The 15,784-nt window shown below is 43.9% G+C and carries 12 protein-coding genes and 1 pseudogene; 8 read left to right on the top strand and 5 right to left on the bottom strand.

The annotated features are described in order from the left end of the window. Both V7K36_RS28700 and V7K36_RS28695 read left to right on the top strand, forming a co-directional pair. Positions 1–214: hypothetical protein (locus tag V7K36_RS28700; protein ID WP_335121053.1), on the top strand; the 214-nt coding region annotated here is incomplete at its 5' end. Between the two features lie 471 nt (positions 215–685). Continuing rightward, on the top strand, positions 686–874 hold the full coding sequence (locus V7K36_RS28695) for a hypothetical protein (protein WP_335121052.1): 189 nt from the start codon (positions 686–688) through the stop codon (positions 872–874). A 394-nt stretch (positions 875–1,268) separates the two neighbouring features. Here the strand turns inward: V7K36_RS28695 and V7K36_RS28690 are convergent. The 4 genes and pseudogenes from V7K36_RS28690 to V7K36_RS28675 form a co-directional block, all read right to left on the bottom strand. Then, a pseudogene (locus V7K36_RS28690) lies at positions 1,269–1,394 on the bottom strand (Uma2 family endonuclease); the annotation flags it as partial. Positions 1,395–1,582: 188 nt separating this feature from the next. Next, positions 1,583–3,952 carry a filamentous hemagglutinin N-terminal domain-containing protein gene (locus tag V7K36_RS28685; RefSeq protein ID WP_335121051.1) on the bottom strand — a complete coding sequence of 790 codons (2,370 nt, stop codon included), beginning with the start codon at positions 3,950–3,952 and terminating at the stop codon, positions 1,583–1,585. Positions 3,953–4,136: 184 nt separating this feature from the next. Then, on the bottom strand, positions 4,137–4,745 hold the full coding sequence (locus tag V7K36_RS28680) for a calcium-binding protein (protein WP_335121050.1): 609 nt from the start codon (positions 4,743–4,745) through the stop codon (positions 4,137–4,139). A 251-nt stretch (positions 4,746–4,996) separates the two neighbouring features. Beyond that, complete coding sequence (locus tag V7K36_RS28675) at positions 4,997–5,209, bottom strand: DUF928 domain-containing protein (protein WP_335121049.1); 213 nt, start codon at positions 5,207–5,209, stop codon at positions 4,997–4,999. 854 nt (positions 5,210–6,063) lie between these two features. Here V7K36_RS28675 and V7K36_RS28670 point away from each other — a divergent pair. Beyond that, the gene (locus tag V7K36_RS28670) at positions 6,064–7,413 is read left to right on the top strand and encodes a hypothetical protein (RefSeq protein WP_335121048.1); all 1,350 of its coding nucleotides are present in this window, start codon (positions 6,064–6,066) and stop codon (positions 7,411–7,413) included. A gap of 672 nt (positions 7,414–8,085) precedes the next feature. Beyond that, complete coding sequence (locus V7K36_RS28665; protein WP_335121047.1) at positions 8,086–9,000, top strand: isopenicillin N synthase family dioxygenase; 915 nt, start codon at positions 8,086–8,088, stop codon at positions 8,998–9,000. A 128-nt stretch (positions 9,001–9,128) separates the two neighbouring features. On the opposite strand, the gene V7K36_RS28660 is transcribed toward V7K36_RS28665, so the two are convergent. Continuing rightward, positions 9,129–9,707 (bottom strand): Uma2 family endonuclease, encoded by a 579-nt coding sequence (locus tag V7K36_RS28660; RefSeq protein WP_335121045.1) that lies wholly within the window; start codon positions 9,705–9,707, stop codon positions 9,129–9,131. 397 nt (positions 9,708–10,104) lie between these two features. Here V7K36_RS28660 and fbp point away from each other — a divergent pair, with 397 nt between their 5' ends. The 4 genes from fbp to opcA all read left to right on the top strand — a co-directional run bounded on the left by fbp (position 10,105) and on the right by opcA (position 15,748). Continuing rightward, complete coding sequence (fbp, locus tag V7K36_RS28655) at positions 10,105–11,154, top strand: class 1 fructose-bisphosphatase (RefSeq protein ID WP_335121044.1); 1,050 nt, start codon at positions 10,105–10,107, stop codon at positions 11,152–11,154. 287 nt (positions 11,155–11,441) lie between these two features. After that, positions 11,442–12,587 (top strand): transaldolase, encoded by a 1,146-nt coding sequence (tal, locus tag V7K36_RS28650; protein ID WP_335121042.1) that lies wholly within the window; start codon positions 11,442–11,444, stop codon positions 12,585–12,587. A 170-nt stretch (positions 12,588–12,757) separates the two neighbouring features. After that, positions 12,758–14,287 (top strand): glucose-6-phosphate dehydrogenase, encoded by a 1,530-nt coding sequence (zwf, locus tag V7K36_RS28645; RefSeq protein ID WP_335121054.1) that lies wholly within the window; start codon positions 12,758–12,760, stop codon positions 14,285–14,287. 84 nt (positions 14,288–14,371) lie between these two features. After that, the gene (gene opcA, locus V7K36_RS28640) at positions 14,372–15,748 is read left to right on the top strand and encodes a glucose-6-phosphate dehydrogenase assembly protein OpcA (RefSeq protein WP_335121041.1); all 1,377 of its coding nucleotides are present in this window, start codon (positions 14,372–14,374) and stop codon (positions 15,746–15,748) included. Positions 15,749–15,784: the final 36 nt, after the last annotated feature.

Below are 15,784 nucleotides of genomic sequence, written 5' to 3'. Positions count from 1 at the left end.
GTTATTAGAAAATAATCGCGCGATCGCTTCATATACAAAAGCTCTAGAATTCAGAAATGGCAAAAGTTTTCGGAGAGTGACAGAAGAGGGTTATAGCGGTTCTCGCTTGAGTGAGGTACAAGAACCCCACCCCCAACCCCCTAAGAGCAAGCGAGGAGGGGACTATGATGTACCTCATGTGATTATGAAACGCTATATCAATACTCGACATTAGGAATCCTCGACGCAGGCACTAGAACAGTATTATTCCAGTCAAGGTTAAGAGGTAGCCAGGCTAGCTGCTGATTTGAATAAAATAGAGCACCCGTATTTGCGTTATATGTAAAATAATCAGGAGGTTTGCTAGCGTTACTCGATCCAAGCGTTAGTGAACGAGTTGTAAACTTAGTAGAGTCAGTTACAGTAATTAAAGTAAACCTTTGGTTTAGACTGTAGCAAATACATTTATTTTAGGATTGAGTGTTTCTACTGGAGTGTCGCTCTAGTAAAGATATTATTGAATTAATTGATATTACCAAATTAAGAAATTACCTATTTATTCTGATAATGAACGTACAGTTTTAATTTGACTACTAGATAATTAATTAACCACAAGCTTCTAATTAAGGAAACCTTCTTTTTTTGTAATTACTCGCCTCTGGCTAGAAACGAGGTTTTAAACGACTTTTAGCTTAAGTTGACTCCAATGGCAGGATGCCCACCCCACAAGAATCATCCCTGGATTCAGCAATGCCGGATTTTTTATGCACTACTCAATGATTTGTCTGCTGATATTGCTGTGGTTGTTCTGAGACGACACCGATGCAATGCCGCAAGGTGGCTTGACATCTTGCTTTTTAAGTTTCGTAGTCTGGCGGTGCGTTATGGCAATTAAGTTAAAAAATTGAGATTTATCAGAATATTTTCGATTTTAGATACCCTAGCGTTGCTTTTTCAACTCATTGCGTCTTATCTCTAAGCTTTCCGTCTTAAAATCACGATTTTTTTCTTAAAGTCACGATTTTTTTCTTAAAGTCACGATTTTTTTCTTAAAGTCGTGATTTTTTTCTTAAAGTCATGATTTTTTCTAGGACTTACGCACTGTACAAATTTATTATCTTGTGCATCAACGAGAATACGTCGTTTCAGGCTTTTAGAAATCATCCTTTGATAAATAGCGTAGGCGTAGCCCAACCCAGGCATCGCCTAAAAAGTGTCGAAAAATCTAGGTTTAATGGCTGAAATTCATACTACATATTTAGTTTTTCCTGTCAATGCGTAAGTCCTAACCAATACAACCATTCTCGCGTGATTATTTGGTAAGTTCCCCGTTCACGTCCAAGACCTAAACCAATTTCCGGCATCCAGATTTTATCGCCTGGTTGTAAAATATATTCACCATTAACTAAGCGAAATTGGCTATATCGCTGATAGCGATCATTGGTTACTCATAGCCCGTTCACCTAATGTTCGGGTTTTCAGTCGTTCCCACAAAGATTTCTGGTTTGTGGCAGATGCTGAGTTGACAAGAGGCAGGGAAAAACCAAAAACGATTATTTTCAAGAATGGTCACAGAGCAACTACCCAGTCCGCAATCTAAAATCTAAAAATCACTACGGCAATTAGCTGGTTTCTGCCACGAACTATGAAGCGTGATTGTAGGCGCATAAGCCGTTAGTACAATCTCTCCTTTTGCATTTCTCACCCACCCTTGCGCTTCCACAATCGGCGCTGGTGTCGGGCTAGTTGCCTGATTAGAAACATCTGTACTAACGGGGTTTTCACCCCTTGGGTCGAGAGTTACCCAATCTACCAGAACTGCATTAGGAGAAAGAAGGTCATAGGGATTGCGGGGTAAACCGCCACGTCCAGTGATCGTAAAACTGTTTTGATTTTGTGTTGTGCGTGCTTGACAGACTTGCGACACTTGAGTATCAACTGGTACGGCTGGTAAATTAATTAATAATCCTCGATAGGGGTCAACATCGACGGTGTTAATTTCTACAATGCCGCTTAAATTAGGACTTATTTGAGAAATTGCCGTAATATCATTTGTCTGAAGTTTACTCGGGTCTGAATCAGTAGGGCGCAACCTTTTAAGGTCTTCGCTAGTTAGTGAGGCAATTCCAAAAATCTTAGTAGCGTTGATTTTGACTGTTCCCCCTTTACCATTGTGGGCATTGGCGGTGATGTCGCTGTTTTCATTTGGTTTGGCGACGATGAAGCCGTCAGGGGTATTGATGGTGATATTACCGCCATTTCCACCAGCCCCTTCAATGCCTGCGGTAGCAGATATCAGGCTGTTGCCGCTTAGGAATAATAAATCTCGCAGGTTCAACTCAATATTGCCACCATCACCGGAGTTAGCTTGACCAATAAGCTGGCCATTATCCAATTTGATAGAACGAGCAGTGATTTCCAAATCACCTGCCTTTTTTGTGCCTTGACTGCTCACAGTTATCTCACCGTTATTTAAGACATTTAATTCTTCAGCCTTAACTATGATGCTTCCCCCATTTCCAGTAGACTCACCAGAAGTGGAAGCTGAAATTCTTGCCCCATTTTGAACAATCAATTGCCCAGTTTTTATCTCTAAGTTTCCGGCATCTCCAGCAGATGTAGTCCCAACAAATAAGCCACTGGGTTCATTGTCTGGCAAGGTTCCAATGAGTTGGATAGAGTCTTTTGCGTTGACAAACAACTTTCCTCCCTGTCCCTCGCTACTAGTGTCAGCTGAAATTTGTGCTCCATCTTGAACAATCAACTGCCCAGTTTCAATCTTCAATTCTCCGGCATTTCCAGCGCCTTGTGTTAGAGTAGACAAACCACTGGGACTGTGTTTATTGTCTGGCGAGGTTCCAATGAGTTGGATAGAGTCCGCAGTTACAGACAACGTTCCTCCCCCTCCTGTAGATTGTAAAGAAGTGGAAGCTGAAACCTGCGAGCCATCTTGAACAATCAACCGCCCAGTTTCAATCCTTAATTCTCCGGCAGATCCAGAGCTTGTTGTCTCAGTCAACAGACGGCTTCCTCCCAAGAGTTCTACTGACTCCGATGCGTTCACCACTAATGTTCCTCCCGATTTTGAGACTAAAGTATTAACCGCAATCTTTGAACTATCAGCGAGTGTAACGCGCTTGCCTTGTACCTGAATACCACCACCGCCTTCACCACTAGCAGTTACTGTAGCTCGGGTAAGAGATACATCTGCTCGCGCTACATTATCAGGAAAACTTAAGCGGAAATTGTTTTTATCAATGTTCAACCCTACCGTTCCTACTCCTGCCAATCCTCCTAATTCGACTCGACCATCTTGAGCCTCCAGTGTCGCTCGTTCTAAATTTACATCGCCTCCCAATAGTACTAAACTCTGATTTTCAGGAACGGATAGACGTCGTATTTTATTGACTTGAATCGAGTTAATAGGCTGAGATAGAATTTGATTGAATAGAAATGCAGAAGGATTCACTCTCAACAAGGGGTTAAGCGGATTGACGGGTGAAGTCATAGAAAATTCTCCACCACCCGGAAACTCGATCGCACTGGCTGTTGTGCCGATAAATGAACCGCCAATTTTTAATTGGGCATTTCCTCCAAATATGATGCCGTTGGGATTTATTAAAAAGAGATTAGCTTGAGCTTGAAGTGTTCCCTGGATGTCAGAGGGGTTTCTCCCTGTAACTCGCACCAAAATATTGTTGATATTAGAGGCGTTATGGAAATCTACTATCTCCTTGCTTTTAACACTAAAGTTGCTGAAACTATGGAATAAATTTGTATTGCCAACGGTTGTACCCCCTGTAATCTCCAAGGTAGTGTCGTCGATTGTCCTGACTTTAGTTCTTACAGAGGGATCAGGAGTCACCTGAGCGGATGTGCGATCGCCTCCTTGTGTTCCAATCGCACCCACTATAATCAGCAGACCTGACAACCCTAAGTGACAAACGCGATCGAACCAACTTCTTAAACTCACTCAACTTATCTCCTTAATCACCAAAGTTATTTCATCGCTGGCTAGAATACCAATTCCGTAATCAAAGCGCGAACCCCTCGCTTGTGTATACACGGTAGAAGGGGAGTTTGGCTCCCTCCAACTCTGCTAGGAAACCCTGCTGGGGAGTTAGAATTTTGATTCATTTGATTCATTATTATGAATACTAGTCATTATGAATACTCGACGCAGGCACTACAACAGCATTATTCCAGTCAAGGTGAATAGGTAGCCAGGCTAGCTGCTGATTCATATAAAATAGAGCACCCGTATTTGCGTTATATGTAAAAATATCAGAAGGATTGCTAGCGTTACTCAATCCAAGCGTTAGTGAAGGAGTTGTAAACTTAGTAGAGACAATGGCAGCATCTTCAGGCAGTTCATAATTGGTCAGAGATGATGGTCTACCTATAACATATTGAGAGAAGCCAATAACAGGGGTAGTAATTTGAAGAACATCGTCGTCAACTGAGAAGTCTGTAATTCTATCAATACCGCCACCTGAGTAATTCAGGACAAAGGTATCGCTACCAGAACCACCAGTGAGAACGTCATTACCATCTCCTCCAACTAAGGTATCGCTACCAGAACCACCAGTGAGAACGTCATTACCATCTCCTCCAACTAAGGAGTCGTCACCATCTCCTCCATCTAAGTAGTCGTCACCCGACCCACCTATTAGAGTGTCATTGCCTTCATAGCCGTATATTTGATAGTTTCCTTGAGTCCCAGCAGTTAGATAGTCGTTTCCAGAGGTGCCTTCAATAGTTTCCATGCCCGTTACTCCCGGATAAATTAGTGTTTCCACTGTTGATCTTAACTAGCAATTAGCACCAAAGATCAGATTGGTTAAGAAACAAAACAAGGCAATCGCTCTCGCCACCATTCACAAATTTCCTAATACCAACCTCCAGCATTAACACTGTCAGTATTGAGTTATCTTCTGTTTATCCACCGCCTTAACTGCATCATAATTCATAAGGCAAAACAAAGGCGCACAGGCAAATTCTGACAAGTCAACAGCTGTTAACAAATTAGCCCAACACCACCAAGTACCCGTGAGCCTAAATTAGTTACAGCATCCTGCCAAATATAATTGACAGCATAGGCAGTATATGGTTTTAATTTTGCTGTCTTTAACTGACTTTCAAGCTCGTTCGTTAGCGGCATCCGTTGCACCCATGCGTTAACGTCAAAATACTTAGATGTGGTTTGGCGATCGCCACAATAAACTTTCAAGTAAGTAAGTAAGTCGGTGAGAAAAATTCAATGTATATGAAGAAATATGAATTTGAAGTAGAGTGTGTTACGCCGTAGGCTAACGCACCTTGAATCGTTGATGGTGCGGCGCTTGGCGACAACGCACCCTACATTTAAATTTCTTAACATAGCTTGAAATATTAGCGCCGACTTACTTACCATTGATATTTGAAGTCTTGCTTCAGACCACTGGTTTAAGTAAATAGTCAAGTCGGGAGATGCAGGTAGATTGCCAGAAACTTATATTTTTGGGCGAGCATTTTCTGCTCCAATTTCCAGTGTCACGCGATATCTGTTGTTCTGACAAATTACCATCCAGTTTCAGAACAACTAACTTTGCCATATACCCATTTGAGGTTAGGGATTTTGGATAATCAGAATAACACCACCAGATACTGAAACTTTTTTACAACACATGAGTTTTATTGGCAATAATACAAAGGGCGTGAACCAGGGCGAACGCATCTAAAATGTTACAAAAATCTATTGACAAAAAGCTGAACTCATGTAGTCAATCAAAGAATCTGATTTATAGCGATCGCTTCTTTCTAATCTAAGTAGAAATTAGTAATAATCGAGACTTAGTACTAAGTCAATAAGCTATGCTTAATGCGATTATTTAAGACTTTATTGATAATAGATTACTCTTATTGACAAGATGTGTTCGCCCTGCTGTAATGCTTGGTAGCTGTAATGCTTGATATATTAGGATTTAGAAAAAGATTATACGGAAACTTTCCGTATAATAAATAGTTGGGCTGCTCGCGCGCGGCGACATACTAAGGAGACAGAAACACGCATACTGAAAAAGTAATCGGAACAGGCTCTAAATTGTGAAAAACGCAACAATGCCCCTTGCCGCGCTTCTCCTTGCGATGACACCAACAGCAAGGAGTGGAGCACAAACCGTCCCCATGAGCGACATCCCCACGAAAAGCGTTCTAACAGGCGAACAGAAGGCCGGAGGTGGCCCTGGGATGCAGGACACCGTTTTCTACAGCGAACACATTAAAGCCGCAACTGCCGTAACTGAGGTCTTTAGTGATGGGCAGCGTCTCACGGTTGTGATCGTCGAGTATGATATGCCTATCAAAAACAGCAGCCTCTCGACTACCGCCTTCACTGTCACCGGGCGTAATATTATGCGAGTGTATGCCAATGCTCGCCCCGAAAAATCACAAGTGGGCAGAGATGGAAACTTTGTCGTCATCGAACTGGATACAGCCGATTCCAACGCCCCTACTTACAACCCTCAAGGCCCGGTGCTGCGCCAGGCGTCCGTTACCGTAAATCAGACAGCAAGAGTCCAAACGGCATCTGGCCTATGGTATGCCCCGACCACAAAACCCATCTCGAACACCCGACAAATGAACTTGATCGTGGATGATTTTCAGCAGTTCAAATTCACCGATCCAGTGACAGGCTTGGTTCTCACGTATAACCTTTTCATTCCCAAAAACTACGCTCCGAACACGAAATACCCGATGGTGCTGTTCATGCATGATTTGGGCGTCACCAATATCAACCCCTATACGACATTGGTGCAGGGTTTGGGCGCGATCGTTTGGGCCAGTTCTGAGGAGCAGGCCAAACACCCGGCGTTCGTCTTGGCTCCGCAGTATCCCGTGGCGCTTGCCAACGATAGCTCCCAAACCTCTGATTACGCAGATGTTACCGTCCGGCTGATACAAGATTTGCAAAAGCGATACAGCATCGACGGGAACCGCTTGTATAGCACAGGCCAGTCCGGGGGATGCATGACGGCTATCGCTCTGAACATCAAGCACCCCAAATTGTTCGCGGGTTCATTACTTGTCGCCGGTCAGTGGGATGCGACCAAAGTCGCACCGATGGCGAAAAACAAGTTGTGGATCGTAGTCTCTCAAGATGACGACAAAGCCTACCCTGGCATGAATGCCATCACTGCTGAACTGGAAAAACACGGCGCGAGAGTGACGCGCGCCGTGTGGGACGGCAACGCCAGTGCCGCACAGTTCAAGCGTGACGTGGCGGACCTGCTCCAAGCGGGGCCGGACAGCAGTATTTATTATGTCGCCTTCCGACAAGGCACAGTGATTCCTCTGGGGCAAAGCACCGCAGGTGCGGCAGGGCACCGGAACACCTGGCGCGTCGCCTACACGATTGAAGGCATCCGCAACTGGCTGTTCCAGCAGCATAGGTAATAACCGAATGGCACTAAGTTAAGACATAACCCTTTCTCTGACTGCTTCCCAGCCTCCAGGCTCTTAACCGATTCTAGAAGGCTCCGCCTCTAGTGACTTCACCAGAGGCAGAGCCTCTCGGAATACATTCCCAGCCTCCAGGCTCTTAACTAGGCAACACAAGACTTTAGGCTTATCTTAGTGCCATTCGATAAACGTTTATAGTTCTGCTCAGTTTTTAAATAGCTGTTGGTAGATGTTTTTCAGCTTACCTGTAAACAACACCAATCAGACAGCCGGGCAGTGGGCATGGTTAAAGAAATACTCAGTACCCTTACATTAGTTAAAAGGGATTCAATCATCAATACTGTTGCCAAGTTTACTGCTTTGGGTCGTATTCATCCCGTTTCTATGGGCATTGAACCCTCGTAAATTGGTAACGTTATTATTAAAATAATCATAATTACATTGTTTCAGCAAGTGTTAATAATCTATAGGACTAGTATTTGATTTCTGAAAAGATACGTAGGGTGTGTTAGCGACAGCGTAACGCACCATCATCAACGGTTTGGTGCGTTACGAACTGCGTTCTAACACACCCTACAATACCTAATTTTGTTCAAAAATCAAATATGATTCCTATATTACGGTTTCGGTTTCAGATATAACCAAATCTAGAGTGAAAATTTCAAAATGATTCAGATTCCAGTTATTAATTTTTCTTTTTTTACTGAGAGTAATGCTAAAAACAGGCAAACTGTAGTTAAGCAAATATATCAAGCTTGCCATGAAATCGGCTTTATATACTTGCAAAATCATGGTATGCCTCCAGACCTAATCAAGCAAGTCATGACAAAAAGCAAAGACTTTTTCAACTTACCTTTAGAACTAAAACAGCGATTAGCTTGGAGTCATAGATTTAGCAATCAAGGTTATATTGGACTTGAGAGAGAAAGACTTGATGCTAATAATCCTGGTGATTTGAAAGAGGCGTTTAATGTGGGACGAAAAGACGCGGATAATTTTTCTGTGTCATTGGTGAATTTTCCTGCAAAAGACTCTTCTATTTCCACTTTTTATCAAGCTTGCACAGAATTAGCTAACACAATATTGCAAGCATTTGCTTTAGCTTTGCAATTGCCAGAAGATTTTTTTGCAACTAGACATAGTGAACAAAATCATACCCTGCGACTGCTGCATTATCCACCAGTACAACAGCTATCTCAACTGGGACAGATACGTGCTGGCGAACACTCAGATTATGGCAGCATTACCTTACTGTTTCAAGACACAATAGGGGGCTTGGAAATACAAACAGCAGATGGGAAGTGGATTGCTGCGCCAGTAATCCCCGATAGTGTCATAGTCAATACTGGGGATTTAATGCAACGGTGGACTAATCATGTTTTTTGCTCAACCAAACATCGGGTAATCCTTCCCAGTGACGAGAGAGTAAAACAATCTCGGTATTCTGTGGCATTTTTCTGTCATCCCAACGACGATACGGAAATCGCTTGTCTTGAAAACTGTCAAAAACAATATCCTCCCATTTATGCACCGATTCTGGCAGGAGAATATCTTTTAAGCCGTTTACAAGCCACTTACTAACCTACTGTTTTAGTAATATTTAAATTGCCCCTACAGCCTGTAGTTTTGCGTAAGTCTTATATAAAAATTATGAAAGACTTTACAAAATGGCATTAGGATTTGCATTAACAATCAAAATAACGATTCATCTACGCAAAAATTGGCTGTAAATTTAAAATAAAACCAGGGAGAACATCTTCACCAGATAAACTTGTAGGAGATTGTAAAACTTCTGGTGCTTGATTAGGGCGATAAATGATTACTTGTTTATCTTTGGGATTAATTAACCAACCAAGTTGAAAACCATTTGCTAAGTATTCCAGCATCTTGGCTTGAGTGTCCTCCACATCATCAGTTTCAGAAACCAATTCTACTGCAAAGTCTGGACACAAGGAGAGATATTTTTTTCTTTGTTGTGGTGTGAGAGTATCCCACCATTCCATCTTTACCCAAGAAGCATCAGGAGAACGAGTTGCACCATTAGAAAGTTTAAAACCAGTAGAAGAATCAAAAGCTTTTCCTAAATTATTTTGACTGTTCCAAAACCATAGTTGACCTAACAAATCAAAATTACGGTTTCCGGTTTCTCCTCCAGTGGGTGACATGATTACCAATTCTCCTTCAGCAGTTAATTCCAAATGCAACTCTTTATTCACAGCAACAATCTGTTCAAATTCCTCATCCGTAAATTTGAGATTAGGAGGTAATTGTAAAGTTAAAGCAGTCATAATTAATTCCGCTCCACGAAATCCTAGTTGCATTACACCCATGCGTTGCCAATAGAGAAGACTAAACCTTTACCTCTACTTTATCGAAACAGAATTCAGGAGTCAGGAGCGTCTCCGGCTCCGCTCCTGAATTCAGAATAGCTGAATTCTTCTTCAATACCTTCTGTAGTCTATTGATTTAGGTAAATTACTGACTGCAATCTTGGTGATGTCTTAGACAAATTACTACGTATCTAGGCTCTGAATGCAGGAGTCACTAAAAATTGATTTCTTTAGTTTATCTAAAGTCGCATCTAAGTTCTCAAATTCCCTTTCTAAGATAGAGGCAGCAACTATTATAAGTTGCCATACACAACTAAAACCCAACTAACAGCTAGTGGCTGCGGATAACACAAAAATGACTCAAGCGCCAGAATCTTTAGACTTATCTACCTACGACGCTACAGACAAATCCTTAGATCGTGATTGTACAACCTTATCGCGTCACGTTTTACAACAACTTCAGAGTTTTTCGCCAGATGCACAAGATTTAAGTGCGCTGATGAATCGCATCGCCCTGGCTGGCAAACTGGTCGCTCGTCGCATGAGTCGCGCCGGATTAATGGAAGGCGTTCTCGGATTTACCGGGGAAGTTAATGTGCAAGGCGAATCCGTCAAAAAGATGGATATCTATGCCAATGATGTGTTTATCTCGGTGTTTAAGCAAAGCGGCTTAGTCTGTCGCCTTGCTTCTGAGGAAATGGAAAATCCCTATTACATCCCGGAAAATTGCCCCATTGGACGCTATACTTTGCTGTATGATCCAATTGATGGCTCATCCAACACTGATATTAATCTCAGCTTAGGTTCCATTTTTGCCATTCGCCAACAAGAAGGAACTGATAGCGATCGCAAAGCAACTGACCTCCTCACCAACGGACGTAAGCAACTCGCTGCTGGATATATCTTGTATGGCCCCTGCACAATGCTGGTTTATACTATAGGTAAGGGCGTTCATTCCTTTGTCCTTGATCCCAGCTTAGGAGAGTTTATTCTCACAGAAGAAAATATCCGCATTCCTAACCACGGTTCTGTTTACAGCGTGAACGAAGGTAACTTCTGGCAGTGGGAAGAATCGATTCGAGAATATATCCGCTACGTTCATCGCACAGAAGGTTATACCGCTCGTTATAGCGGCGCAATGGTGAGCGACATCCATAGACTTTTGGTTCAAGGCGGCGTGTTTCTCTACCCAGGTACAATTCAAAACCCAGAAGGGAAATTGCGCTTGCTTTATGAAACCGCTCCTCTCGCCTTTTTGATTGAGCAAGCAGGCGGTCGTGCTACCACAGGACTGATGGATATTTTGGATGTAGTGCCGAAAAAACTGCATCAGCGCACGCCTTTAATTATTGGTAGCAAAGAGGATGTCGCAAAAGTGGAGTCTTTTACTCAAAACGGACATTAGAAGACAATTCGTAATTACTGTTACATAAGGGTTTTAGACGTTTTAGAAGGGGGGCTTATTTACGCCGTGCTGTAGTAACATCTGCCATTAATTAAAAGTTAATCATGGTGATTTAGGATTGGAAATGGAGAATAGCACTTCTTGAAGATGTATTAAAGATTATCTCAGCTGGCCGATGCGATAAGTGATTGGCAACGCCACAATTCAAAAGTCACCATCAAAATTTGATGAGTTTTGTCAACTTTACTTGGAAACATCACTATACAGGAGTGAAACAAATTAGAGCTATGGCTACCAATCATCTACTAGAAATTAAGCAATACGGTCAAAGTATCTGGATCGATAATTTGACCCGTGACATTATTCAATCAGGCGAACTCAAAGACCTGGTTGAAAATCAAGGCATCTCTGGGATTACCTCTAACCCAACTATCTTTGAAAAAGCGATCGCTGGTAACGTTATTTATGATGCCGATATCGAAGCCGGAGTTCGGACTGGCTTACCGATACAGAAAATTTACGAATCCCTAGTTTTTGCAGATATCCGTAATGCCTGTGATATTTTACGCCCTGTTTATGAAGCCTCGAATAGACTAGATGGTTATGTGAGTATGGAAGTACCACCAACCATTGCCCATGATACTGAAGCAACCATAGCCGAAGCCCGGCGCTATTTCCAAGAAATTGGTCGGGAAAACTTGATGATTAAAATTCCCGGTACAGAACCTGGTTTACCAGCAGTGGAACAGGTAATAGCCGAAGGGATGAATGTCAATATTACGCTGCTGTTCTCTGTAGAAAGCTACATCAACACAGCTTGGGCTTATATTCGGGGCTTAGAAAAACGGGTGGCTGAGGGTAAAGACATCAGTAGAATTGCTTCAGTGGCTAGCTTCTTCCTCAGTCGGATCGATAGCAACGTTGACACCAAAATTGATGCTAAGTTGAAAAAAGGCGTTGATGATATTGCCGTGGAAGCAAAGCTCTTGGCTGTTAAAGGGAAAATAGCGATCGCTAACGCTAAGGTTGCGTACCAAGAATACAAGAAAATTATCGAGAGCGATCGTTGGCAAGCCTTGGTAGCAAAAGGGGCCACAGTACAACGACTACTTTGGGCTAGCACCAGCACCAAAGACCCCAACTACAGAGACGTGATGTATATCGAAGAGTTGATTGGCCGTGATACCGTCAACACCGTACCACCAGCGACAATTAAAGCTTGTGCCGATCATTGTAACGTAGGCGATCGCTTAGAAACAGATGTAGACAAAGCTTACACGCTGATCGAAAACCTCAAAGATCCCGACATTAACATCGATCTCGATGCCGTAATGGATGAACTGTTAGTCGAAGGTATTGACAAGTTTATCCAGCCCTTCCAGTCCTTGATGAACTCTTTAGAAGAAAAGATCAAGGTATTGTCACCAGTGTAGGGGCTAGGGAGTGGGGACAAGGGGACAAGGGAACAAGGGGATAAGGGGACAAGGGGACAAAGAGAATAACCAATGCTCCATGCCCAATGCCCAATGCCCCATGCCCCATGCCCCATGCCCCATGTCCAATGCCCAATGCCCAATGCCCCATCTCAAAATCCAAAATTCCTATGGTTAGTCTGCTAGAAAATCCCTTGCGCGTTGGTCTGCAACAACAAGGGATGCCCGAACCCCAGATTATAGTTATTTTTGGCGCTTCTGGTGATCTCACCTGGCGCAAACTAGTGCCAGCACTTTACAAATTGCGGCGAGAACGGCGTATTCCACCAGAAACCACCATTGTCGGTGTGGCACGTCGAGAGTGGAGCCACGAATACTTCCGTGAACAGATGCAAAAAGGCATGGAAGAGGCGCATCCCGATGTCGATTTAGGGGAACTCTGGCAAGACTTCTCTCAAGGACTCTTCTACAGTCCTGGGGATATAGACAACCCCGAAGGCTACCAGAAACTAAAAAGCTTATTGACCGAATTAGACGAAAAACGGGGCACGCGAGGGAATCGGATGTTTTACCTCTCAGTTGCCCCCTCATTCTTCCCCGAAGCCATTAAGCAGCTAGGAAGCCTGGGGATGCTAGAAGATCCCTACAAACATCGTCTAGTAATTGAAAAACCTTTTGGTCGGGACTTGGCTTCTGCCCAGAGTCTTAACCAAGTGGTACAGAAATTTTGTAAAGAAAACCAAGTTTACCGCATTGACCACTACTTGGGTAAAGAAACAGTCCAGAATTTACTGGTGTTTCGCTTTGCCAATGCGATTTTTGAGCCGTTGTGGAATCGTCAATTTGTTGACCACGTACAAATTACCGTGGCAGAAACCGTGGGAGTGGAAGACCGGGCTGGTTACTATGAAAGCGCTGGCGCACTGCGGGATATGTTGCAAAATCACCTCATGCAACTTTACTGCCTAACAGCGATGGAAGCACCCAACGCAATGGATGCCGACAGTATCCGCACAGAAAAAGTGAAGGTACTACGAGCTACTCGTTTAGCTGATGTTCACAATCTATCAGGTTCAGCAGTACGCGGTCAGTATAGTGCTGGCTGGATGAAGGGTCAAGCAGCACCAGGATATCGGGCAGAACCAGGCGTTGATCCCAACTCCACCACACCCACCTACGTAGCGATGAAGTTTTTGGTAGACAACTGGCGCTGGAAAGGTGTTCCTTTCTACTTGCGTACCGGGAAGCGAATGCCGAAAAAAGTCAGTGAGATTTCGATTCACTTCCGCGAAGTTCCGTCTCGGATGTTCCAATCTGCCGCCCAACAGGTAAACGCCAATATTTTGGCGATGCGGATTCAGCCGAATGAAGGAATTTCCTTGCGTTTTGATGTCAAAATGCCGGGGGCAGAATTCCGCACCCGTTCCGTTGACATGGACTTTAGTTATGGTTCCTTTGGCATCCAAGCAACATCCGATGCCTACGATCGCCTATTCCTTGATTGTATGATGGGCGATCAGACATTGTTCACACGGGCGGACGAAGTAGAAGCAGCTTGGCAGATAGTAAACCCAGCCCTTTCCGTTTGGGATGCACCTGCCGACGCAACTACTATTCCCCAGTATGAAGCCGGTACTTGGGAACCAGCAGAAGCAGAATTCTTAATTAACCAAGATGGGCGTCGCTGGCGCAGACTTTAGTAGAAAGTTAGGAGTAAAGACGCGATTAATCGCGTCTTTACTCCTAACTTATTCAACAAACAAAGCTGACAACCTAAAAATACTATGGCTCCCCAAGCTTCTACAATTTTTTCACTTCAGGCGCCAAAAGATATTTCGCTTAACGAAATAGATACGGAACTGAATCAAATTTGGCAAAGCTACGGCATTACTGGCGAGGACGGTAGGCTTCCTGCTGCTACTCGCGCTACTACATTTACCTTAGTGGTTTACGAACCGGAAGAAACCCAGTATCTTTTGGCCACTTTGGGATTTTACAACGGCCCGCTTGACGGGATTTTAGGGCCTCAGATGGAAGCTGCGCTGCGGCAAGTGCAGATAAAATATGCACTGCCAAATACTGGAATCGCAACATCTCAAACCCTGGCTATCTTGAGAGAAGAATTCGCCAAACGTCAAGGAAACGCGGCTACAGGGGATAATGGTTCTGGTAGTATTCCCAGCTTAAATGCCCTAAGCCCCAGAATTGCCGATGAAATCGCCCTCCGCAACCCCTGCCGCATTATTGCGCTGTTTCCCATTGCTGGCGAAGATCAAGGGGTGAAGGCTCAAGTTTCTGCCTATTGCCCCATCCAAAAGCAATCGTCAAGCACACTAATCTGCTGCGAATATATAACTCTCAGTGGAACTGCTGCTGCCTTGGAACGGATAGGGGGCATGATTCCAGCATTGTTGATTGGCGGCTTACCAAAGTTTCTCTGGTGGAAAGCAACACCAGACCCAAACAACAGTCTATTCAAGCGACTGGCAGCAGTCTGCAATAATGTGATTGTGGATTCTTGCCGCTTTAACGAGCCAGAAAGTGATTTACTCCGCCTACAAGAGTTGGTAGAGAGTGGTGTTCCCCTGGCTGACTTGAACTGGCGTCGCCTCTCAGCATGGCAAGAGTTGACAGCCGAAGCCTACGACTCACCTCACCGTCGCGCGGCGCTTAGAGAAGTTGATCGAGTAACTATTGATTACGAAAAAGGCAACCCCGCTCAAGCTTTGCTATTTTTGGGCTGGTTAGCAAGTCGTCTAGAATGGCAGCCAGTTTCCTATGAAAAGGAAATCGGAGATTATGACATCACTCGCATTGCCTTCATTGCCCAAGATCAACGCCAAGTAGAAGCCGAGTTAGCGGGTGTCCCGGTTGCTGATGTGGGTGAGATTATGGGGGACTTGATTGCCTTGCGCCTCAGTTCGACAAATCCGCAGGCAGACTGTGGTACAGTAATCTGCTCGGAAACTGGTGGTTGTATGCGGATGGAAACCCACGGTGGCGCCCAATCCACCGGTTTGTTTCAACAAGTGACTTCACTTTCGGAACAAAAGGCGGAAGCATTGCTGAGTCAGCAGGTGCAACGTTGGGGGCGCGAGTCACTTTTTGAAGAAAGCCTGGGAGTGGCAGCGAATATTTTCAAACTTGAAATAAATAGTTAGCTTCACCTGCAAAGAATAAAAGTTACCAAAATTGCG

The organism is Nostoc sp., from assembly GCF_036919555.1.
GTDB lineage: Bacteria > Cyanobacteriota > Cyanobacteriia > Cyanobacteriales > Nostocaceae > Nostoc.
The sequence above is the reverse complement of the archived record's forward strand: the minus strand, read 5'-3'. Positions and strand labels throughout refer to the sequence as shown.